Origin of the sequence: Mycolicibacterium sp. ND9-15, assembly GCF_035918395.1 — a bacterium.
Taxonomy (GTDB): domain Bacteria; phylum Actinomycetota; class Actinomycetes; order Mycobacteriales; family Mycobacteriaceae; genus Mycobacterium.
On sequence record NZ_CP142362.1, the window covers coordinates 760,860 to 781,631 of the forward strand.

The 20,772-nt window shown below is 68.1% G+C and carries 20 protein-coding genes and 2 tRNA genes; 12 read left to right on the top strand and 10 right to left on the bottom strand.

Features of this window, described 5'->3' with window-relative positions; all coding sequences use genetic code 11:
• Nucleotides 1-150 precede the first annotated feature (150 nt).
• Together leuD and leuC are read right to left on the bottom strand one after the other, a co-directional pair.
• Nucleotides 151-744 carry a 3-isopropylmalate dehydratase small subunit gene (gene leuD / locus QGN32_RS03785; RefSeq protein WP_326547326.1) on the bottom strand — a complete coding sequence of 198 codons (594 nt, stop codon included), beginning with the start codon at nucleotides 742-744 and terminating at the stop codon, nucleotides 151-153.
• A gap of 14 nt (nucleotides 745-758) precedes the next feature.
• Nucleotides 759-2,219: a 3-isopropylmalate dehydratase large subunit gene (leuC, locus tag QGN32_RS03790; RefSeq protein WP_326547327.1), complete on the bottom strand. Its 1,461-nt coding sequence runs from the start codon at nucleotides 2,217-2,219 to the stop codon at nucleotides 759-761.
• Nucleotides 2,220-2,257: 38 nt separating this feature from the next.
• Here leuC and QGN32_RS03795 point away from each other — a divergent pair, with 38 nt between their 5' ends.
• Complete coding sequence (locus QGN32_RS03795; protein ID WP_326547328.1) at nucleotides 2,258-2,959, top strand: IclR family transcriptional regulator; 702 nt, start codon at nucleotides 2,258-2,260, stop codon at nucleotides 2,957-2,959.
• 70 nt (nucleotides 2,960-3,029) lie between these two features.
• Here QGN32_RS03795 and QGN32_RS03800 read toward each other — a convergent pair.
• From QGN32_RS03800 to QGN32_RS03815, 4 genes are all read right to left on the bottom strand, one after another.
• Nucleotides 3,030-3,102 (bottom strand) — tRNA-Glu (locus tag QGN32_RS03800).
• Nucleotides 3,103-3,164: 62 nt separating this feature from the next.
• Nucleotides 3,165-3,239, bottom strand: a tRNA-Gln gene (locus tag QGN32_RS03805).
• A 117-nt stretch (nucleotides 3,240-3,356) separates the two neighbouring features.
• Nucleotides 3,357-4,838 carry a glutamate--tRNA ligase gene (gene gltX, locus QGN32_RS03810; protein WP_326547329.1) on the bottom strand — a complete coding sequence of 494 codons (1,482 nt, stop codon included), beginning with the start codon at nucleotides 4,836-4,838 and terminating at the stop codon, nucleotides 3,357-3,359.
• Nucleotides 4,835-5,650: a fumarylacetoacetate hydrolase family protein gene (locus tag QGN32_RS03815; protein ID WP_326547330.1), complete on the bottom strand. Its 816-nt coding sequence runs from the start codon at nucleotides 5,648-5,650 to the stop codon at nucleotides 4,835-4,837. Before QGN32_RS03815 ends, gltX begins: the two co-directional genes overlap by 4 nt.
• Nucleotides 5,651-5,775: 125 nt before the next feature.
• Here QGN32_RS03815 and QGN32_RS03820 point away from each other — a divergent pair, with 125 nt between their 5' ends.
• Complete coding sequence (locus QGN32_RS03820; protein WP_326547331.1) at nucleotides 5,776-6,981, top strand: MFS transporter; 1,206 nt, start codon at nucleotides 5,776-5,778, stop codon at nucleotides 6,979-6,981.
• Nucleotides 6,982-7,027: 46 nt separating this feature from the next.
• On the opposite strand, the gene QGN32_RS03825 is transcribed toward QGN32_RS03820, so the two are convergent.
• Nucleotides 7,028-8,038: a 3-isopropylmalate dehydrogenase gene (locus QGN32_RS03825; protein WP_326548917.1), complete on the bottom strand. Its 1,011-nt coding sequence runs from the start codon at nucleotides 8,036-8,038 to the stop codon at nucleotides 7,028-7,030.
• An 8-nt stretch (nucleotides 8,039-8,046) separates the two neighbouring features.
• Nucleotides 8,047-9,633: a phosphoglycerate dehydrogenase gene (gene serA / locus QGN32_RS03830; protein ID WP_326547332.1), complete on the bottom strand. Its 1,587-nt coding sequence runs from the start codon at nucleotides 9,631-9,633 to the stop codon at nucleotides 8,047-8,049.
• A 54-nt stretch (nucleotides 9,634-9,687) separates the two neighbouring features.
• Here serA and QGN32_RS03835 point away from each other — a divergent pair, with 54 nt between their 5' ends.
• The 9 genes from QGN32_RS03835 (at nucleotide 9,688) to QGN32_RS03875 (ending at nucleotide 18,745) form a co-directional block, all read left to right on the top strand.
• Nucleotides 9,688-11,118 carry a phytoene desaturase family protein gene (locus tag QGN32_RS03835; RefSeq protein WP_326547333.1) on the top strand — a complete coding sequence of 477 codons (1,431 nt, stop codon included), beginning with the start codon at nucleotides 9,688-9,690 and terminating at the stop codon, nucleotides 11,116-11,118.
• A gap of 152 nt (nucleotides 11,119-11,270) precedes the next feature.
• The gene (locus tag QGN32_RS03840; RefSeq protein WP_326548918.1) at nucleotides 11,271-12,374 is read left to right on the top strand and encodes a polyprenyl synthetase family protein; all 1,104 of its coding nucleotides are present in this window, start codon (nucleotides 11,271-11,273) and stop codon (nucleotides 12,372-12,374) included.
• Entirely contained in the window at nucleotides 12,374-13,882 is a 1,509-nt protein-coding gene (gene crtI, locus QGN32_RS03845) for a phytoene desaturase family protein (RefSeq protein ID WP_326547334.1), read from the top strand. Before QGN32_RS03840 ends, crtI begins: the two co-directional genes overlap by 1 nt.
• A complete protein-coding gene (locus tag QGN32_RS03850; RefSeq protein ID WP_326547335.1) occupies nucleotides 13,879-14,826 on the top strand; it encodes a phytoene/squalene synthase family protein in 948 nt (315 codons plus the stop codon). Before crtI ends, QGN32_RS03850 begins: the two co-directional genes overlap by 4 nt.
• A 2-nt stretch (nucleotides 14,827-14,828) precedes the next feature.
• Nucleotides 14,829-15,173: a lycopene cyclase domain-containing protein gene (locus QGN32_RS03855; protein ID WP_326547336.1), complete on the top strand. Its 345-nt coding sequence runs from the start codon at nucleotides 14,829-14,831 to the stop codon at nucleotides 15,171-15,173.
• Nucleotides 15,170-15,499: a lycopene cyclase domain-containing protein gene (locus QGN32_RS03860; protein WP_326547337.1), complete on the top strand. Its 330-nt coding sequence runs from the start codon at nucleotides 15,170-15,172 to the stop codon at nucleotides 15,497-15,499. The genes QGN32_RS03855 and QGN32_RS03860 overlap by 4 nt, the downstream gene beginning before the upstream one ends.
• Nucleotides 15,496-16,227 (top strand): class I SAM-dependent methyltransferase, encoded by a 732-nt coding sequence (locus tag QGN32_RS03865; RefSeq protein WP_326547338.1) that lies wholly within the window; start codon nucleotides 15,496-15,498, stop codon nucleotides 16,225-16,227. Before QGN32_RS03860 ends, QGN32_RS03865 begins: the two co-directional genes overlap by 4 nt.
• A complete protein-coding gene (locus QGN32_RS03870) occupies nucleotides 16,224-17,741 on the top strand; it encodes an FAD-dependent oxidoreductase (RefSeq protein ID WP_326547339.1) in 1,518 nt (505 codons plus the stop codon). Before QGN32_RS03865 ends, QGN32_RS03870 begins: the two co-directional genes overlap by 4 nt.
• On the top strand, nucleotides 17,738-18,745 hold the full coding sequence (locus QGN32_RS03875) for a Rieske (2Fe-2S) protein (RefSeq protein WP_326547340.1): 1,008 nt from the start codon (nucleotides 17,738-17,740) through the stop codon (nucleotides 18,743-18,745). The genes QGN32_RS03870 and QGN32_RS03875 overlap by 4 nt, the downstream gene beginning before the upstream one ends.
• A gap of 12 nt (nucleotides 18,746-18,757) precedes the next feature.
• On the opposite strand, the gene idi is transcribed toward QGN32_RS03875, so the two are convergent.
• On the bottom strand, nucleotides 18,758-19,297 hold the full coding sequence (idi, locus tag QGN32_RS03880; RefSeq protein ID WP_326547341.1) for an isopentenyl-diphosphate Delta-isomerase: 540 nt from the start codon (nucleotides 19,295-19,297) through the stop codon (nucleotides 18,758-18,760).
• 66 nt (nucleotides 19,298-19,363) lie between these two features.
• Nucleotides 19,364-20,257 carry a MerR family transcriptional regulator gene (locus QGN32_RS03885; protein ID WP_326547342.1) on the bottom strand — a complete coding sequence of 298 codons (894 nt, stop codon included), beginning with the start codon at nucleotides 20,255-20,257 and terminating at the stop codon, nucleotides 19,364-19,366.
• Between the two features lie 70 nt (nucleotides 20,258-20,327).
• Between QGN32_RS03885 and QGN32_RS03890 the strand changes: the two genes are divergently transcribed.
• A complete protein-coding gene (locus QGN32_RS03890) occupies nucleotides 20,328-20,759 on the top strand; it encodes a hypothetical protein (RefSeq protein ID WP_326547343.1) in 432 nt (143 codons plus the stop codon).
• Nucleotides 20,760-20,772 lie beyond the last annotated feature (13 nt).

A 20,772-nucleotide genomic window follows, 5' to 3' on the forward strand; every position in this document is an offset into this window, starting at 1 on the left:
AGGACACGGTAAACCCATTCCCCATTGATTTCCAAGAGCCACGCGCAATTTCAGGTAAAGCCGGCGAACTTTCTTGCCCCCCTTTATCTCCTGCGGGGGCCGGAAGAACCGGGCTCAGTGGCGGTGATTTCAGCTCACCGGCGACGTTTCTCAGGCCGGCAGAGTGCGTGGCTTCCAGTCCGGCCGGAGCGCTTCATAAGCCTCGATGTCATCGCATTTCCGCAGCGTAAGACCTATATCGTCAAGCCCCTCGAGCAGCCGCCAAGCCGTGTAGTCGTCAATCCTGAACGGCACCATGACCGTTCCGGCGGCGACGGTTCGATCTTGAAGATTCACAGTGATTTCCAGACCTGGCCGCTCCTCGATGAGCTTCCATAAAATTTCGACATCATCTTGCGCAATTTCGGCTGCCAGAAGGCCGGCCTTGCCGGCGTTGCCCCGAAAGATGTCGGCGAAGCGGGACGAGATAACGACCCGGAACCCGTAATCCATGAGTGCCCATACGGCATGCTCGCGTGAGGAACCGGTGCCGAAATCGGGACCGGCGACCAACACCGAACCCCTGTCGAACGGGGGTAGGTTCAACACGAATGACGGGTCGCTGCGCCAGGCGGCGAACAAGCCGTCCTCGAAACCCGTTCGGGTGACTCGCTTCAGATAGACGGCCGGAATGATCTGATCCGTGTCGACATTCGACCGGCGCAGCGGGACGCCGATGCCGGTGTGGGTACGGAAGGCCTGCATCGCTTCTCCTCCTCCTAGTTGGTCAGGTCCGCCGGGGAGGACAGCGTGCCGCGTACCGCGGTGGCGGCGGCGACCGCGGGCGACACCAGATGGGTACGGCCGCCCTTGCCTTGCCTGCCCTCGAAATTCCGGTTGGACGTCGACGCGCAGCGTTGGCCCGGCGACAGTTGATCGGGGTTCATCCCCAGGCACATCGAGCAACCCGCCTGCCGCCACTCCGCTCCGGCCGCGGTGAAGATCTCGCCCAGGCCTTCGGATTCGGCCTGCGCCCGCACGCGCATGGACCCGGGCACGACCAGCATGCGCACGCCGTCGGCGACCTTGCGCCCGCGCAGCACGTCGGCGACCACCCGCAGGTCCTCGATGCGGCCGTTGGTGCACGAGCCGACGAAGACGGTGTCGACCGCGATGTCACGCATTGCCGTACCGGGCCGAAGGCCCATGTATGCCAATGCCTTTTCGGCCGCTTGCCGTTCCCCGTCGTCGAACATCAATTCGGGGTCGGGGACCGAATCGGACAGCGGCACCCCTTGCCCGGGGTTGGTCCCCCAGGTGACGAACGGGCTCAGCGTCGAGGCATCGATGTAAACCTCGGTGTCGAATTCGGCGCCGTCGTCGGTGCGCAGGCGCCGCCAGGCGGTGACCGCTTCGTCCCACTGCGCCCCCTGCGGGGCATGCGGACGGCCACGCAGGAATTCGAAGGTGGTGTCATCAGGCGCCACCATTCCGGCGCGCGCCCCGGCCTCGATGCTCATGTTGCAGATCGTCATGCGTCCTTCCATCGACAGCGATTCGATGGCGCTGCCGCGGTATTCGATGACGTGCCCCTGTCCGCCGCCGGTGCCGATCTTCGCGATCACGGCGAGAATGACGTCCTTGGCACTGACCCCGTCGGGAAGTTGGCCGTCGACGTTGACCGCCATCGTCTTGAACGGGCGCAGCGGCAGCGTCTGCGTGGCGAGCACATGCTCGACTTCGGAGGTGCCGATGCCCATCGCCAGCGCGCCGAACGCACCGTGCGTGGAGGTATGGCTGTCGCCGCACACGACCGTCATACCGGGTTGGGTCAGCCCGAGTTGCGGTCCGATGATGTGCACGATGCCTTGTTCGGCGTCGCCCATCGGGTGCAACCGGATACCGAACTCTTCGCAGTTGCGCCGAAGGGTCTCCACCTGCGTGCGCGACACGGGATCGGCGATCGGCTTGTCGATGTCGATCGTCGGCACGTTGTGGTCTTCGGTGGCGATCGTCAGATCCGGCCTGCGCACCGGACGCCGCGCCAACCGCAGTCCGTCGAACGCCTGCGGGCTGGTCACCTCGTGGACGAGATGCAAGTCGATGTAGATCAGATCGGGTTCGCGCGCGGCACCCTGACCGCCGCCCTCGACCACGACGTGGTCGGCCCACACCTTCTCGGCCATGGTTCGCGGCTTGTCGACGGGCCGGCGAGCGGCGCTGGAAACATCGGTGGACATCTTGACTATCTCACAATCTGGGACGCTAGTATCTCCTTGTGAGACAGGATAGCGGCATCGGCGTGTTGGACAAAGCCGTGGGCGTGCTGCATGCCGTGGCCGAGTCCCCATGTGGGCTGGCCGAACTGTGCGAGCGCACGGGGCTGCCGCGTGCCACCGCGCACCGCCTTGCCGCGGGCCTGGAGGCTCATCGCCTGCTGACGCGCAACGGCGACGGCCGCTGGCGCCTCGGTCCCGGCTTGTCCGAATTGGCCGCGCAGGTCAACGACCCGCTCGTGGCAGCGGGTGCGGCGGTGTTGCCCCGGTTGCGCGAGATCACCGGCGAAAGCGTGCAGCTGTACCGTCGCGAAGGCACCTCACGGATCTGCGTGGCGGCGCTGGAACCGCCTGCGGGGCTGCGCGATACCGTGCCGGTCGGCAGCAGGTTGCCGATGACGGCGGGTTCGGGCGCCAAGGTCCTGTTGGCCTATGCCGACGCGGCCACCCAGCAGAACGTGCTGCCGACCGCGAAGTTCACCGATCGCGCCCTCGCCGAGGTGCGCAAGCGTGGCTGGGCGCAGAGCGCCGCCGAACGCGAACCCGGTGTGGCGAGTGTCTCGGCGCCGGTACGGGACGGTCGCGGCACGGTGATCGCCGCAGTGTCGGTGTCCGGTCCGATCGACCGAATGGGCCGACGACCGGGTGCGCGGTGGGCCGCCGATCTGTTGGCGGCCGCCGACGCGTTGACCCGCCGGCTCTGAATCCAACGAGTGATTTCGGTGCGCTACCAGTCGCTCGCCGACCTGTAGCGCACCGAATCCGCACAAGGTGTACCCCCGATGGGATTCGAACCCACGCTACCGCCGTGAGAGGGCGGCGTCCTAGGCCGCTAGACGACGGGGGCCAGAACTGGTTTCCGGATCGCCAGCATATCTCAGCGAGATATGTCGGCCTAATCACGGTCATTGGCTGGGGTACCAGGACTCGAACCTAGAATGGCTGAACCAGAATCAGCTGTGTTGCCAATTACACCATACCCCATTGGCTGCCCGTAACCGTAGGTCACAGGCCTTTTTCGGGCCCGTGCGCGACGAGCGCATCCTGTCGCGTGTGGTACCGGGCCGACGTGCAGACTACCAAAGATTTGTGGACCGCTTCTCAGGCCTCCGCGCCGGCCGACGCCTGTTCGCGTCCGGCGCGCAGACGGGCCAGGCTGCGCTCACGACCCAGCAGGTCGAGCGATTCGAACAGCGGCGGGCTGACCGACGCGCCGGTGGCGGCGACGCGGATCGGCCCGAACGCCTTGCGGGGCTTCAGCCCCAGGCCCTCGAGCAGAGCCGCTTTGAGGGCCGTCTCGATCGCCGCGGTGGACCAGTCGCCGGTGCCGTCGAGCGCGGCCAGCGCCGCATCGAGTACCGGAACCGCCTCCGGGCGCAACTCCTTGGCCGCTGATTTCTCGTCGAGCGCGAACTCACCGTCGTTGAGGAACTTCAACAGGTCCCAGGCGTCGCCGAGCACCACGATGCGCGTCTGCACCAGGGCGGCGGCCTCGGCGAATCGCCCGTCATCGAGGCTGGTGTCGTATCCGTGTTCGGCGAAGTACGCCCGCAATCGAGCGGTGAAGTCCTCCTCGCTCAACATCCGGATGTGTTCGGCATTGAGCGCGTCGGCCTTCTTCTGGTCGAACCGGGCCGGATTCGAGTTGACGTCGGCGACGTCGAACGCGGCCACCATCTCGTCGAGGCCGAAGACGTCGCGGTCATCGGCGATGCCCCATCCCAGCAGCGCGAGATAGTTGAGCAGGCCCTCGGGAATGAAGCCGCGCTCGCGATGCAGGAACAGGTTGGACTGCGGGTCGCGCTTGGACAGCTTCTTGTTGCCGTCTCCCAGAACGCTTGGCAGGTGCGCAAACTCGGGCACGCCATCGGCCACGCCGATCCGGATCAGCGCCTGATAGAGCGCGATCTGACGTGGGGTCGACGACAGCAGATCCTCGCCGCGCAACACGTGAGTGATGCGCATCAGCGCGTCGTCGACGGGATTGACCAACGTGTACAAGGGCTCTCCGTTGCCACGGGTCAACGCGAAGTCGGGGATCGATCCGGCCGGGAATGAGGTCTCCCCGCGCACGAGGTCACGCCAGCCGAAGTCCTCGTGCGGCATTTTCAAGCGCACCACGGCGCGCCTGCCTTCGGCGCGAAACGTCGAGCGCTGTTCCTCGGTGAGGTCACGATCGAAGTTGTCGTAGCCGAGTTTCGGGCTTCGTCCGGCGGCCAGATGGCGCGCTTCGACTTCCTCGGGCGTGGAGAACGACTCGTACGCGTCACCGGCCTGCACGAGTCGGGCGATCACGTCACGGTAGAGGTCCAGGCGCTGCGACTGCCGGTACGGCCCATACGGCCCACCGACTTCCGGTCCTTCGTCCCAGTCGAGACCGAGCCAGCGCAGCGCGTCGAGGAGCGCGTGATAGCTCTGCTCCGAATCGCGCGCCGAGTCGGTGTCCTCGATGCGGAACACGAAGGCGCCGCCCGTATGGCGGGCGTATGCCCAGTTGAACAACGCGGTGCGGATGAGGCCGACGTGCGGCGTGCCGGTGGGCGACGGACAGAACCGCACCCGGACGGTGTTTTCACTTGTCATGACTTTCCTTTGCGCACAACCGGATTGGTCAGCGTACCGATGCCCTCGACGGTGATGCTGACGGTGTCGGAATCCTCGATCGGGCCGACGCCTTCCGGGGTTCCGGTGAGGATCAGATCACCGGGCAGCAGCGTCATCACCCGCGAGATCCACTCGACGATCGCGCCGACGTCGTGGATCATCATGGACGTCCGGCTGTGCTGCTTGACCACACCGTTGACCTCGGTACGGATCTCGAGGTCCGCGGGATCGACGTCGGTGACGATCCACGGCCCGACCGGGCAGAACGTGTCATGGCCTTTGGCGCGGGTCCACTGGCCGTCCTTCTGCTGCTGGTCGCGGGCCGACACGTCGTTGCCAATCGTGTACCCCAGGATGTTTTCCGCGGCGCGGGCGGCCGGGACATCCTTGCACGGCCGCCCGATCACCACGGCCAGCTCACCTTCGAAATGCACGGGATCGGCGTCGGCGGGCAGCTGAATCGGCACGTACGGGCCGATGATCGCGGTGTTGGGTTTCATGAAGATGATCGGGTCGTCGAATTCACCGCTGTTGCCCCCATTGCTCCTTGCGTGCGCGGCCATCTCCTGAATGTGCGCGGCATAGTTCTTGCCGACGCAGACCACCTTGCTGGCCAGGATGGGGGCGAGCAGGCGGACGTCGGCCAGTGGCCACTGTCTGCCGGTGAACTGGGGGTTGCCGAACGGGTGCTCGGCGATCTCCCGCACGACGGCCTGCGCGGGATCGTCGGGCGGCCCCTCGACGCTGACGAAGGCAACCCCGTCGGGACTGGCGATTCGGCCAAGACGCATGCGGTCAGCCTAGTGGCCGGCCAACAGCATCGGTCACGGCGCCTTCCGACCGCGCCCCGTCACCGTCATCTCGTATAGTGAGATATCTATTCAACATCGTGAGATCGATGTGCCACCATGGTCCGATGCCCGTCGAGTCGATCAGCACCGCGCGGCGCTGGTCGATGTTGTGCATCGCGCTGGCGGCGACGACGAGCGCCAACGTGTTCATCAACGGCGCGGCGTTTCTCATCCCGACCCTGCAGACCGAACGCGGACTCGACCTGGCCGCTGCCGGTCTGCTCTCCGCGATGCCGGGTTTCGGACTGGTCGTCACGTTGATCGCGTGGGGGTATGTGGTCGACCGCTTAGGCGAGCGCATCGTGCTGACCGTCGGGTCGGCGTTGATTGCCGCAGCGGCGTTCGCCGCCGCGTCGGTCGAATCACTGTTCGCGGTCGGGACATTCCTGCTTCTCGGCGGCATGGCGGCCGCGAGCAGCAACTCGGCCAGCGGGCGGTTGGTGGTCGGCTGGTTCCCGCAGGAGCAACGCGGGCTGGCCATGGGCATCCGGCAGACGGCCACCCCGCTGGGGGTTGGGTTGGGCGCGTTGGTGATTCCGCGGCTCGCCCAAAGCTACGGCATATCGGCCGCGTTGGTGTTCCCGGCGGCCGTGTGCGCGGTCTCGGCGCTGGTGTGCCTGGTGCTGGTGATCGACCCGCCCCGACCGCCGCGCTCGGAGGCGCCGATCGAGCAGCTGGCCAACCCCTACCGCGGATCGGCGGTGCTGTGGCGGATCCACGCCGTCTCGGTGTTGCTCGTGGTGCCGCAGGCCGTCGTGTGGACGTTCACACTGGTGTGGTTGATGTCGGAGCGCGGCTGGTCGGCGTCTTCGGCCGGCGTCATCGTCATGGTGGCTCAATTGCTCGGCGCCCTGGGCCGTGTCGCGGCGGGCCACTGGTCCGACCGGATGGGGCAACGACTGCGTCCGATCCGGACTATCGCCGCGGGCGCGGCGGCCGCGATGGCCTTGCTGGCGCTGTCGGACTGGCTGAATTCTCCGGTCAGCGTGGTGTTGATGGTGGTCGCGTCGGTGATCACGGTGTCGGACAACGGGTTGGCGTTCACCGCCATCGCCGAGATCGCGGGACCGTTCTGGAGCGGGCGCGCGCTGGGCACCCAGAACACCAGCCAGCACCTGGCTTCGGCGGCATCCGCCCCGCTGTTCGGCGCGCTGATCGGGGTCGCCGGCTATCCCGCGGCATTCGCGGTGAGCGCCGTGCTGCCGCTCGTCGCGATACCGGTCGTGCCGCCCGACTCCGAGAGTTCACCGAAGTCTGCACTACGGCTGTGATTTCGGCGTCGGAACGACCCTCACGCAGAAGTCGCTGACGCCGATCTCAGAGATAGCTGGCGATCCGCTCACCGATCTGCGCGGTCGAGAACTTCTCGTCACCGCGAGTGGCCAGATGCTGCTCGACGGCCTTGTCGACGCGTGCGGCCGCATCGGCCTCGCCGACGTGGGCCAGCAGCAGCGCGACCGACATGATCGCGGCGGTCGGGTCCGCGATCCCCTGGCCCGCGATGTCCGGGGCGCTGCCGTGCACGGGTTCGAACATCGACGGATTGGTCCGGGTGGCATCGATATTGCCGCTGGCCGCCAAGCCGATACCGCCGCACACCGCGGCGCCGAGATCGGTGACGATGTCGCCGAACAGGTTGTCGGTGACGATCACGTCGAACCGGCCCGGGTCGGTGACGAGGTGAATGGTCGCGGCGTCGACGTGCTGGTAGGCCACCCCGACGTCTGGGAATTCCGTGGCGATCTCCTGCACGGTGCGCCACCACAGCGCCCCGGCGAAGGTCAGCACGTTGTTCTTGTGCACCAACGTCAAGTGCTTGCGCCGCTGCTGCGCGCGGGCGAACGCGTCGGTCACGACGCGCCGCACACCGAAGGCGGTGTTGACGCTGACCTCGGTGGCGATCTCGTGCGGTGTGCCGACGCGGATGGCGCCGCCGGTCCCGGTATAGGGACCTTCGGTGCCTTCGCGCACGACGACGAAATCGATGTCGGGGTTGCCCGCCAGCGGACTGGTCACGCCGGGATACAGCCGTCCTGGCCGCAGGTTGATGTGGTGGTCGAGTTCGAACCGGATACGCAGCAGCAGACCGCGTTCGAGTACACCGCTGGGCACCGACGGGTCACCGATCGCGCCGAGCAGGATCGCGTCGTGCCCACGCAGTTCGTCGAGCACGGAGTCGGGTAGCACTTCGCCGGTGGCGTGGTAACGCCGTGCGCCGAGGTCGTACGGCGTCTTGTCGACACCGGGCAGCACCTCGTCGAGCACCTTGACGGCCTCCCCGACGACCTCCGGACCGATGCCGTCGCCGGCGATGATCGCCAACCTCATCGTCGAAGTCATGACAGGTCAACGACTTCCAGCAGGTTGGCGCCGACGGCCTCGGTGATCGCGGCGCGGACGTCCTCAGGGACGTCACGATTGATGCGCAGCAGGATCGTCGCGTTCGGCCCTTCGGCGTCCTCGCTGAGCTGTGCGGCGTGAATGTTGATGTCGGCGGCGCCGAGCATCGTGCCGATCTTGCCGAGGGTTCCCGGCTGGTCGACGTAGTGGATGATCAGGTTGATCCCCTCGGCGCGCATGTCGATGTTGCGGCCGTTGATCTGCACGATCTTCTCGACCTGCTGGGGGCCGGACAGGGTGCCTGCGATGTTGGTGACCGAGCCGTTGACCCCCAGCGCCCGCACGTCGACGAGACTGCGGTGGTTGGGGCTCTCGCTGACCGTGCTGATCTCGGAGTCCAAGCCGCGCTCGTCGGCCAGTGCGGGTGCGTTGACGAACGTGACCTGCTGGTCGGTTATCGTCGAGAACAGCCCTCGCAGCGCCGAAAGGCGAAGCACCTCAACGTCTTCGGCCGCCAACTCACCCTGCGCGCAGACCGACAGGGTGGCCGTGGGTTCGTCGGCGAGCACCCCGGCCAGCAGTCCGAGTTTGCGGACCAGCTCCAGCCACGGGGCAACCTCTTCGCTGACCGGACCGGCGCCGACGTTGACCGCGTCGGGCACGAACTCGCCGGCCAGCGCGAGCTTCACGCTCTCCGCGACGTCGGTGCCCGCCCGGTCCTGCGCCTCGGCCGTGGACGCCCCCAGGTGTGGGGTGACGATGACCTGCGGCAAGTCGAACAGCGGGCTCTCGGTCGTCGGCTCCTTCGCGAACACGTCGACACCGGCCCCGCGTACATGACCGGACCGGACCGCCTCGGCCAACGCCTCCTCGTCGATCAGGCCGCCGCGGGCCGCATTGACGATGATGACGCCGGGCTTGGTCTTCGCCAGCGCCTCCTTGCCGATCAACCCCGCCGTCTCCGGGGTCTTGGGCAGGTGTACGGAGATGACGTCGGCGCGCCCCAGCAGTTCGTCCAGTGCGAGCAGCTCTATGCCCAGCTGCGCGGCGCGGGCCGGCGACACGTACGGGTCGTACGCCACCACATGGGAGCCGAACGCCGCGAGCCGCTGGGCGACCAGCTGGCCGATGCGCCCCAGACCGACCACGCCGGCCGTCTTGCCGTAGATCTCGGTGCCCGAGAACGACGAGCGTTTCCAGGTGTGCGCGCGCAGCGACGCATCGGCGGCCGGGATCTCTCGAGCCGCGGCCAGCAGCAGGGCGATCGCGTGCTCGGCCGCACTGTGGATGTTGGAGGTCGGCGCGTTGACCACCAGCACCCCTCGGGCCGTGGCCGCAGCCACGTCGACGTTGTCCAGACCGACGCCGGCACGGGCGACAATCTTGAGCTTGGGGGCCGCGGCGAGCACCTCGGCGTCGACCGTGGTCGCCGAACGCACCAGCAGTGCGTCGGCTTCGGGCACCGCGGCCAGCAACTTCGGCCGGTCCGGGCCATCGACCCAGCGGACTTCAACCTGGTCACCGAGGGCGGCGACCGTCGATTCAGCCAATTTGTCGGCGATCAGTACAACGGGCAGACTCACGCGGTCAGACTAATGGGCTTGAATCATCAGGTGGTGGGCGGGAGAAAAGCACACGTGGATGTCACCGTCGTCGGTAGCGGACCCAACGGCTTGGCCGCCGCCGTCGTCTGCGCTCGGGCCGGGCTCTCGGTGCAGGTCCTCGAGGCGCAACCGACCCTGGGCGGTGGCGCGCGCACGCTGCCCGACGCCGAGTTTCCCGGCGTCTCCCACGACATCTGTTCGGCCGTGCATCCGCTCGCGCTGGCATCGCCGTTCCTGGCCGAGTTCGACCTACCCGCCCGCGGGGTGACCCTCCAGGTGCCCGAGGTGTCCTACGCCAATCCGCTCCCGGGCGCACGCTCGGCGATCGGCTATCGCGACCTCGACCGGACCGCCGCGGAACTCGAGCACGGGGATTCGTGGCGCAGGTTGTTCGGTCCGATGGTCGAACGCGATACCGCGGTGCTCGAACTGCTGCTCGGCGACAAGCGCTCGATCCCGAGGAATCCGATCGCGGCCATCCAGGTGGCCCGCCGGCTGCTCGAGCAGGGCACGCCCGCGTGGGGCGCACTGTCCGGGGCCGACGCGCGCGCATTGTTCAGCGGAGTTGCCGCACATGTGATCTCGCCGATGCCCTCACTGGTGTCGGCCGGTGGCGGCCTGATGCTGGCGACGCTCGCGCACACCGTCGGCTGGCCCATACCCGTGGGCGGAAGCCAGGCCATCGCCGACGCGCTGGTCGACGACCTTCGTGCGCACGGGGGCGTGATCGCCGTCGACCGCGAGGTCACCGAACCGCCCGGCGGCGTCACGCTTTTCGACACCGCACCCACCGCGGTGGCGCGCATCTACGGTGACAAGCTGCCCCGCCGGTATGCAAAGGCGTTGCAGCGGTATCGATTCGGACCCGGTGTGGCCAAGGTCGACTTCGTGCTGTCCGAGGAGGTGCCGTTCGCCGACGAGCGGCTACGACGGTCCCCGACGCTGCACATGGGTGGCACCCGCGAGCAGATGGCTCACGCCGAACGCGAGATCGTCGCCGGACGTCACCCCGAGTGGCCGATGGTGCTCGCCGCCCTGCCGCATTTGGCCGATCCAGGTCGCATCGACGCCGAGGGCCGTCGCCCGCTGTGGACCTACGCGCATGTGCCCAACGGTTCGACGCTCGACCAGGCCGAGCAAGTGACCGACATCTTCGAGCGCTTCGCGCCCGGCTTCCGCGACATCGTGGTGGCGGTCCGATCCGTGCCCGCCGCGAGGTTGGCCGAGCACAACGCCAACCTCGTCGGCGGAGACATCGGCGTCGGCGGCAACACGCTGATGCATGCACTGGCCGGACCGACACCCCGGCTCAATCCCTGGAGCACGCCCATCCCGGGGGCGTACCTGTGCTCGTCGGCCACCCCACCGGGCGGCGGTGTGCACGGCATGGCGGGCTACTTCGCCGCCCGTACCGTGTTGCGCCGCGAGTTCGGCATCAAGACGTTGCCTTCACTGTCCCCCTGACGGCCTTCTTGCATCGATGCGGATTCGATGCATAGGTGCGGTGGGACGGGGGTACACCGCGGTTGAGTGCGGTCAGTTCGGGTACTTCTCGCCGCATCGAGTGAAGGGGACGGTGCTTGAGCGGTATCAATGGACATATGCGCCCCCTCGTGATGGCGAAGTCGAAGCTCGGCGCTCCCGACAGCGGGCTGATGACCGCTGGTTTTCCGGTATGGCGCGACGCCATGCGGCGCGAGGTGTTGCGATCACTCGCAGATTTCGTGGCTACGCAGATCTCCGATGACCTCAACGCCGCTGGAGTCGATATCGCGACCGACGTACTGCGGGACTTCGTCGACGGGGGCAAGTGCGTGCGCTCCACGTTCGCGTACCTGGGCTGGTTGTGCAACGCCGACGACGATCCCGGCGCGCTGCGGGCGGCGGCGAGTTTCGAGTTGTTGCACGCGTTCGCACTCCTGCAGGACGACGTGATGGACGGTTCGGCGCTGCGGCGCGGACGACCGGCGGCCCACGTCCGGTTCACCCAGTGGCACCGCGAACGGGCGCTCTCGGGATCCCCCGAACGCTTCGGCGAGGCCGCCGCCGTCCTGCTCGGCGACCTGTGCCTGGTATGGGCCCAGCAGATGATGCGCGAGAGCGGCATCGGCGACCATGCGCTGACGCGCGCGTGGCCGCGCTATGACGCGATGCGCACCGAACTCGCTGTGGGCCAGTTCGCCGACCTGGTCAACGACGCCGCCGAATTCCCCGAGTGGCAACAGGTTCTCGACGTGCTGCGGCGCAAGTCCGGCCGCTACACCGTTCGGAGACCGCTCGAGATCGGAGCCGAAATGGCCGGCTGCGCACCCGGCGTCCTGGTTCTGCTCGGCGACTACGGCGAAGCGGTCGGCGAGGCGTTCCAGTTGCGCGACGACGTCCTCGGCATCTTCGGGTCACCCGAGATCACCGGGAAACCGGCGGGCAGCGATCTCTTCGAGCACAAGGCAACCAGTGTCGTGGTCGCGGCCTACCGGCTCGCAAACGGGTCCCTTCGCCGCGAGCTCACGCAGTTGATGAGCACCTCCGATCTGAGCGACGCCGACGTGCGGCGGTGGCGGAAGCTGATCGTCGCCTCCGGCGCCGTCGAATGGATCGAGCAACTCATCCGTTCACGCCTGACCCGCGCACTCGACACGATCGACTCCGGGCCGCTGGACCCGTTGATCCGCACCGCCCTGGCCGACATGGCCACCGCCTGCACCGAACGGGCCGCGTGATGCGCACCGTCGGGGGCCGCACCGACCGCGTCGTGGTGGTCGGCGCCGGGCTGTCCGGGCTGTCCGCGGCACTCCAACTGGCCGGCCGGGGCCGAAGCGTGACCGTCGTCGAACGCGGACAGCACCCCGGTGGACGCGTCGGCCGTCTGGACATCGGCGGCTACCGCCTCGACACCGGCCCGACCGTGCTCACCATGCCCGACATCATCGACGACGCGTTCGCCGCCGTCGGGGAGACCATCTCGGACCGGCTCGAGATGATAAGCGTCGATCCCGCATACCGCGCCTCGTTCGCCGACGGCAGCGGACTGCACGTCCACAGCGATGCCGACGCGATGGCGGCCGAGATCCAGTCGTTCGCGGGGCGCGACCAGGCCGACGGCTACGTGCGCCTGCGCAACTGGTTGACCAAGCTCTACCAGGTCGAGTTCGACGGGTTCATCGACGCGAACTTCGACTCGCCGTTGTCGCTGCTGACACCGCAGCTCGCCCGGTTGGCCGCCATCGGCGGCTTTCGGCGCTGGGACAAGGTGGTGCGCCGCTTCATCAGCGACGAGCGATTGCAGCGGGTGTTCACCTTTCAGGCGTTGTACGCGGGCGTGCCGCCGCACCGGGCGCTGGCGGTGTACGCCGTGATCGCCTACATGGACACCATCGCCGGCGTGTACTTCCCCCGCGGCGGCGTGCGCGCGCTACCCGATGCGCTGGCCGCTGCCGCGACGGACGCCGGCGTCGAATTCCGGTACGGCTCGGCGGTTTCGGCACTGGAACGGACCGGCGACCGGGTGGCGGCCGTGCGCACCGACGGCGGCGACCGGATTCCCGCCGACGCGGTCGTGCTGACCACCGAGTTGCCCGACACCTACCGACTGCTCGAGCGCAGGCCACGTCGCGCACTGGCGCTGCGGCCCGCGCCGTCGGCGGTCGTCGCCCACGTCGGCTGTCGTGCCGTCGGACCGGACGTCGGACACCACACCATCGTTTTCGGCGCCGAGTGGCAGCAGACGTTCACCGACATCATCGACGACGGCCGTGTGATGTCCGATCCGTCGCTGTTGGTGACCCGGCCCAGCGCCGGCGACCCGTCGCTGGCACCCGCGGGCCGCGACCTGCTCTACATCCTCGCGCCGGCACCGAATCTCGCGGTAGGGCAAGTAGATTGGGCATCTACACGGGACAGCTACGTGCGACAGATGATGGACGTCGTGACCGCGCGGCTACCCGAGTTGGGAGTGGACGCCGAGGTGCTGCACGTCGTGGATCCGGCGGATTGGGCGCGTCAGGGTATGGCCGCGGGGACCCCGTTCGCGTTGGCGCACACGTTCAGCCAGACCGGTCCCTTCCGTCCCGCCAACACCGTGCGCGGCGTCACCAACGTGGTGCTGGCGGGCTCGTCGACCGTCCCCGGAGTCGGCGTGCCGACCGCAATGCTGTCCGGTCGGCTGGCCGCCGACCGAATCACCGGCCTGCCGATCCGGCGGCCCCGTAGCCAGGTGGTGCAGGCATGATCGGTTCCGAACTCGACGCCGCGGGCGTCCACGACCCGGCACTGCGCGCGGCCTACCGGCGTTGTCGCACGATCAACGCCGAGCACGGCCGGACATTCTTTCTGGCCACCCGGTTGCTGGCACCCGAACAGCGTCCGGCGGTGCACGCGCTGTACGGCTTCGCCCGCCGCGCCGACGACATCCTCGACGACTTCGATCCCGTCGTCAGCATGAGCGAACGTGCCGACCAGTTACAGCGGCTCGCCACCCAGCTTTTCAACCGACTCGCGCAAGGCGGTTGCGACGACGGCGACCCAGCGCTCGCCGCGGTCGTGCACTGCGCGCGCCGCTACGGCATCCCGTGGGAGTTGTTCGACGACTTCCTCGGCTCGATGCGCATGGACCTGACCGTCACCGACTATCCCGACCGGGCCGCGCTCGACCGCTACATGTACGGCTCCGCGGAGGTCATCGGCCTGCAACTGCTGCCCGTGCTCGGCACCGTCGGCCCACGCGAGGAGGCCGCCCCGTACGCGGCCGCGTTGGGAAAGGCGTTCCAGCTCACCAACTTCCTGCGCGATGTCGACGAGGATCTCGAGCGCGGCCGGGTGTACCTGCCCGCCGACGAGCTGGCCGCCCACGGGGTCGACCGCGATGTGCTGACGTGGTGCCGCGAGAACCGGCGCACCGACGCCAAGGTGCGGCGCGCACTGGTCGAACAGCACGCCATCAACCGGCGCGTCTACGACTTCGCGCGACGCGGTATCGCCCATCTGCGTCCGCGTTCGCGCCCGTGCGTCGCGGCGGCCCTGACGCTGTACTCCGAGATCCTCGACAGCATCGAGGACATCGATTTCGCGGTGTTCAGCCAGCGCGCCACCGTCGGCACCGGCCGCCGTCTGCGCGTCGGCGGGGCCGGCCTGGTCAAGGCATGGCGCGCACGCCGCCGGGACCACAGGATGTGACGATGGACAACTGGCATTACCTTCTGGTGCTGGTCGCCTGCCTGGTGATCACCGCGCCGCTGGAGATCTTCGGCGCGGGCGTATACCGCCAGGCGCGGCGGGCCGCGGCCGCGGTGCTGCCCGTGGCGGCGGTGTTCGTGTTCTGGGACGCGATCGCCATCTTCGCGGACGTCTGGACCTACAACCCGCAATACGTCACGGGTATCGACGTTCTGGGCGTGATGCCCGTCGAGGAACTGCTGTTCTTCCTCGTGATTCCGATCTGCGGCCTGCTGACCTATAACGCCGTCAGCACGATACTGACGTGGGCCCAGCGGATGCGGGCTCGAGCGGAGCACGCCGAGTGAGCGGACTTGGATACACCGTGCCCGCCGCGCTTTCGGTGATCGCCGTGTGCGCGCTGGAGTTGGGCGTTCTGCGCACCGGGCTGTTTCGCAAGCCGGCGTACTGGATTTCGATGGCGATCGTCCTCGGCTTCCAGATTCCGGTCGACGGGTGGCTCACCAAGCTGAGCGCGCCGATCGTCATCTACGACGAACAACACACCAGCGGGATACGGTTCCCGTTCGACATCCCGGTCGAAGATTTCCTCTTCGGCTGGGCGATGGTCACCGCGGTGCTGCTGCTGTGGGAGCGTCAGCGGCCGCGCGCACCGAAAGAGGACGCGTCGTGAAGCTTTGCGCGGGCCGGAATTCCGAAGATCCCTCGGATGTTCCGGCCGCATTCGACGAGGGCGCGCCGGCCTACGACACGCTGGTGAACTCCAACCCCGGCTACCACGCACACCTGCGAATCTCCGCTCAGCGGCTCCGGTTACCCGATTCGGGCCGGGGGCTGCGCCTACTCGATGCGGGCTGTGGCACCGGCGCATCCACCGCCGCGCTGCTGGCGGTGGCCCCGCACGCGGAGATCGTCGGTGTGGACGGCTCGGCAGGGATGCTGGCGGAGGCGCGCGCCAAGCAGTGGCCCTCGTCGGTGCGGTTCGTACACAGCCGCATCGAGGACCTCGCCGAGGCGGGGGTCACCGGGCCCTTCGACGGTATCTTCGCCGCCTACCTCGTGCGCAACCTGCCCGACCCCGATGCTCAACTGCGAGAGTTCCGTTCACTGCTACGGCCCGGCGGGACGCTGGCCGTACACGAGTACTCGGTGCGCGACTCGCGGCTGGCCACCGCCGTGTGGAACGCCGTCTGCGCCGCGATCATCATCCCGAGCGGCCGGCTCCGCAGCGGTGACGCATCGCTCTACCGCTACCTGCGACGCAGCGTGAATCGCTTCGACGGCGCCGCCGCGTTTCGTGATCGCCTGCATCGCAACGGGTTCACCGCGGTGCACAGCCAGACGATGCCGGGTTGGCAACGCAACATCGTGCACACCTTCCTCGCCGAGGCGCCCCGATGACCGATCCGCGCCGCGTGACGCACACCGCACCGACCGGTTCGCCCGAAGCGGCAGCGCTGCCGGACCGTCCCCACGCGGTGGTCGTCGGCGCGGGTATCGCCGGCTTGGCGGCGGCCACCGGCCTGGCCGAACGTGGGGTGAGTGTCGACGTCCTCGAACGCGAGCCGTATCTCGGCGGGCGCGTCGGAGGCTGGACCGAGTCGCTCGACGACGGCACCCCGGTCGCCATGAACCGCGGCTTCCATGCGTTCTTCCGGCAGTACTACAACCTGCGAAACATGTTGCGGCGCATCGATCCCGCCTTGGGCATGCTCACACCCGCCTCGGACTACCCGCTCGTCGATGCGCACGGCAGGCGTGACACTTTCCGCAATCTGCCACAGAAACCACCGCTCAACGCGCTGGCCTTCGCGCTGCGCAGCCCGACGTTCCGCCTGCGCGACCTGGCGCGTCTGAATGCGCGCGCCGCGGCGCCGCTGGCCGCGGTCTCGGTGCCGAGGATCTATGACGAGCTGGATCACATCGACGCCGACACGTTCCTGCGCGACATCAACTTCCCCGAAGCCGCGCGTCATCTGGCCTTCGAAGTGTTCTCGAGGAGCTTCTTCTCCGAGCCGGCCAACCTCTCGGCCGCGGAGTTGGCGACGATGTTTCACATTTACTTCCTGGGCTCCAGCGAAGGTCTGGTTTTCGACGTCGCGAACGCCAACTTCGATACCGCACTGTGGAATCCGCTGCATGCCTATCTGGCTTCACTGGGGGTGCGGGTACACACCGGCGTATCGGCGACCGAAGTACGCAGCGGCGCGCGGTTCGTGGTGTGCTCGGACGGCGGTGACTCCATGGAGGCCGACGGGGTGGTGCTGGCAACCGACGTCGCGGGCCTGCAGCGCATCGTCGGTGACTCACCCTCCCTCGGCGACGACGACTGGCGGTCCCGAATCGCCGCGATGCGCACCGCCGCACCGTTCGTGGTGCAGCGACTGTGGCTGGATCGGCCGGTGAAGCCGGACCGCGCTGCGTTTCTCGGGACGGGCGGGCGGCCGCCGCTGGACAATGTCAGCGTGCTCGACAGATACGAGCGCGAGGCGGTCACCTGGTCGCGCCGCACCGGCGGCTCCGTGGTGGAGTTGCACTCGTACGCCGTGACCGACGGACCAGACGAGGTGCTTGAGCGGTTACCGGCCCGGATGCGCGAACTCTATCCCGAGACGGCATCCGCGCGGGTCGTCGGTGAACGGGTGTTGTGCCGTCAGGACTGCCCGCGCTTCGCCCCGGGCGACTTCTCGCGGCGTCCGACCGTGGCAACACCGCACGCGGGTTTGGCGCTGGCCGGCGACGGTATCCGCGTCGATCTCCCGGTCGCACTGATGGAGCGTGCCGCCACCACCGGATGGTCGGCGGCCAACCGCCTGCTGACGCGGTTCGGCCTCACCGGACACGACCTGCAGACCGTGCCCACCCAGGGTCGCTTCGCACCGCTGCGCCGACTGGCCGAAAGGCAGCACAGATGAACATGCTTGCCGATCTCAGAGCCCGGTTGGCGAAAACCACGCCGTTCGAAATGCTCCCGCGCATCCCGTGGTCCAGCCAACAGCCCACCTATCGCGATGCCGAACCCGAACTGATCCACTCCGCGCTGCGCCGCTCCCAAACCAGGCCGAGCGGCAACTGGTATGCGTTCGCGGCGAGCAACGACATCGGCAAGCGCCCGGTCAGCGCCACGGTCGGCGGGGTCGAACTGGTCGCGTGGCGTGCCCACGACGGCGCGCTGGCGGTCGGTCCCGCCGCCTGCCCGCATCTCGGTGCGGACCTGGCGGGCGGAACGATCGACTGCGGCACGTTGATCTGTCCGTGGCACGGCCTGCGCTTCGACGGCGGCCGGACCTGGAGTTGGCGGCCCTACCCGGCACACGACGACGGTGTTCTTGCGTGGGTGCGGCTCGATTCGCTTGGCGGTGAAACCCCCACCGCCGCACCGATACTGCCGAAGCGTCCGGACGGCGCACAGCTGTCTGCGGTGACGCGGCTGGTCGGTACGTGCGAGCCCGCCGACGTCATCGCCAACCGGCTCGACCCGTGGCACGGGGCGTGGTTCCACCCGTACTCGTTCACGCGGCTCGAGGTGCTTTCGGCGCCGGCCGCCGACGACGACCTGCCCGAAGACGCGGACCGCTTCCTGGTAGCCGTGACGTTTCGCATCGGGCGCCTGGGCGTTCCGGTGATCGCCGAGTTCAGCACGCCCGAGCCACGCACCATCGTCATGCGCATCATCGACGGCGAGGGCGCGGGCAGCGTGGTGGAGACGCACGCCACGCCACTCGGCGCGGATCGCGACGGTTCCCCGCGCACCGCGGTCATCGAGGCCGTCATCGCGCACTCCGAACGTCCGGGCTTCGCTCATGCGCTACGCGGCGCGCCGTTGATCACCCCGTTCATGCGACGCGCGGCCACCCGGTTGTGGCGCGACGACCTCGCCTACGCCGAACGGCTGTACCGCCTGCGCGCACAGACGTGACGCCGCACAGGGTCACGATCCGGCCAGGTAGCGTTCGTCGAGTAGCGGTATCTGTTCGATGGCCCAGGGGCTGATCGACCACGGCAATTCGACGGCCGAGCGAAGCTGCTCCCAGGAGACCCACATCCATTCCATGACCTCTGCCGGGTCGGCCTGGATCCTGCCGTCGCAGCGTGCGACGTACACCGGGCAGATCTCGTTCTCGACGGTGCCGTCGACGGCCACCGCGCGATAGCGGAAGTCCGGCAGCACGCAGACCAGCGATTCGATCACCACACCCAGCTCCTGCGCGGCGCGTCGGCGCACCGCGTCGTCGACCTTCTCGCCCGGCGCCGGGTGCCCGCAGAACGAATTCGACCACACCCCCGGCCAGGTCTGCTTGCCGAGCGCGCGCCGAGCCAACAGCGCCCGTCCCCCGGCGTCGAACAGATAGCAGGAAAACCCGAGGTGCAAAGGGGTCTGCGCGTGGTGCACGGCGGACTTGGCGGCACTGCCGATGGGCCGGCCGTCCTCGTCGAGCAGGACGACGGACTCCGCCGTCGTAGTCGTCAATGCGGACACCTCGTATATGTACCCACATCTGTGGGGCTAACCGACGCGAAATCGATGCGTCCGGTGTCACGCATCAGCTGCACAGCATTCCAGCGCCGCGCGCAGGCTGTGCAACCGCACGCCCGGGTCTACGCGCGAGATGGCGTCCCACCCGGCCCCGCCGAGAAGGACTTGCGCACCAGCGGCGGCCCGAACCATCGCCATGTCGGAAGTATCGGCGGTCTGCGACCACAGCATCACCCTTACGGGCGATCGGACCCGTGCGATAGCGTCCGTCAGCGCGCTCATGGGGACGTCGGCACCGAGCATGAGCGCACCGTGCCCGCGTTCGGCAAGGCCCGCGCGCAGGGCTTCGAGCGGCAGAACGTGCGTCTCTCGCGGCGTGCAGCCCAAGATCACCGAGGTCGAGGCGCCCGGGGGCGCGAGCGGCGTCGCCTGCAGCGTCCGGGAAACCGTCCACGACAGCGCGTGCTCGACGTCGACGCAACCGCCGCCGTCCTGTTTCGTCACGATGGCCTCGAACGCGGGCCGCACGATCAGCTCCCACGTATCGAGCACGCCGAAGTGACGCAGGTGGGTCTGCAGGAGTCGGCCCAGCGAGCCGAGGTCGAGCTCGAGTGCGGCCGACAACACCGCATCGACGTCACCACGCGCCGGCATGGTCGATTCGACCGTCAGTTCGGCGGCACTGCTCGTGCTGGTGCCCTGCTCGATCAGCTCGTGCATGTGCTGCACGGCGGCGATGTCGTTCTCGCTGTAGAGCCGGTGGCGGCCCGGGCGGTGGTGAGAAGGTCCGATTCCGTATCGCTGGCTCCAGCTGCGCAGCGTCGCGGTCGGAACGCCGACGCGTTCGGCCACGACGCGGACCGTGTACCGCGGTTTGTCAGCGTCGTCCATCGCCCTGCTCACTAAGGTGTCGACCTGGCCAGGGTTGACGTTTACCCCGATCCGGAAACTCATCGATGCAAGGCTGATGCAATATTCGCTTAGTGGATATGGCGGCTGGAGCGAAGAGGGTACTCATAGCCGCATGACCGATCGACAGGACGAGGTACAGCACAGCCGCCCCGAGGGACTCGACGACGCAACCGTCGAGGCGGTGGGCGCCGTATCGGAGGCGCTGGAGTGGGTGGAACGCGCGCGCGGCGAGTTGTATTCGTTTCACCAGTTGATGGGACGGGCGGACCTACTGCTGGGCGAGGCCTGCGACAAACTGCGCGAAGCCGGTCACGACGCCGTCGCCGAGCGCCTGGAATCCGAAGTCGTCGGCCGCAATGTGCTTTACGGGCGCTGGACCTTCCAGATCGTCGAGGACTTCGACGACAGCTACTGGTCGGTCTTCCGCGATCACGAGCGCCGGGTGCGCGACGAACTTCAGCAGGGCCGCAGGCACGTGTTCGAGTCCGAAATGAAGGAGCGGCGTCGTACCCGGGGTCGTCCCGGGCACGAACACCGCCCCTGACCGTGCGATTGTG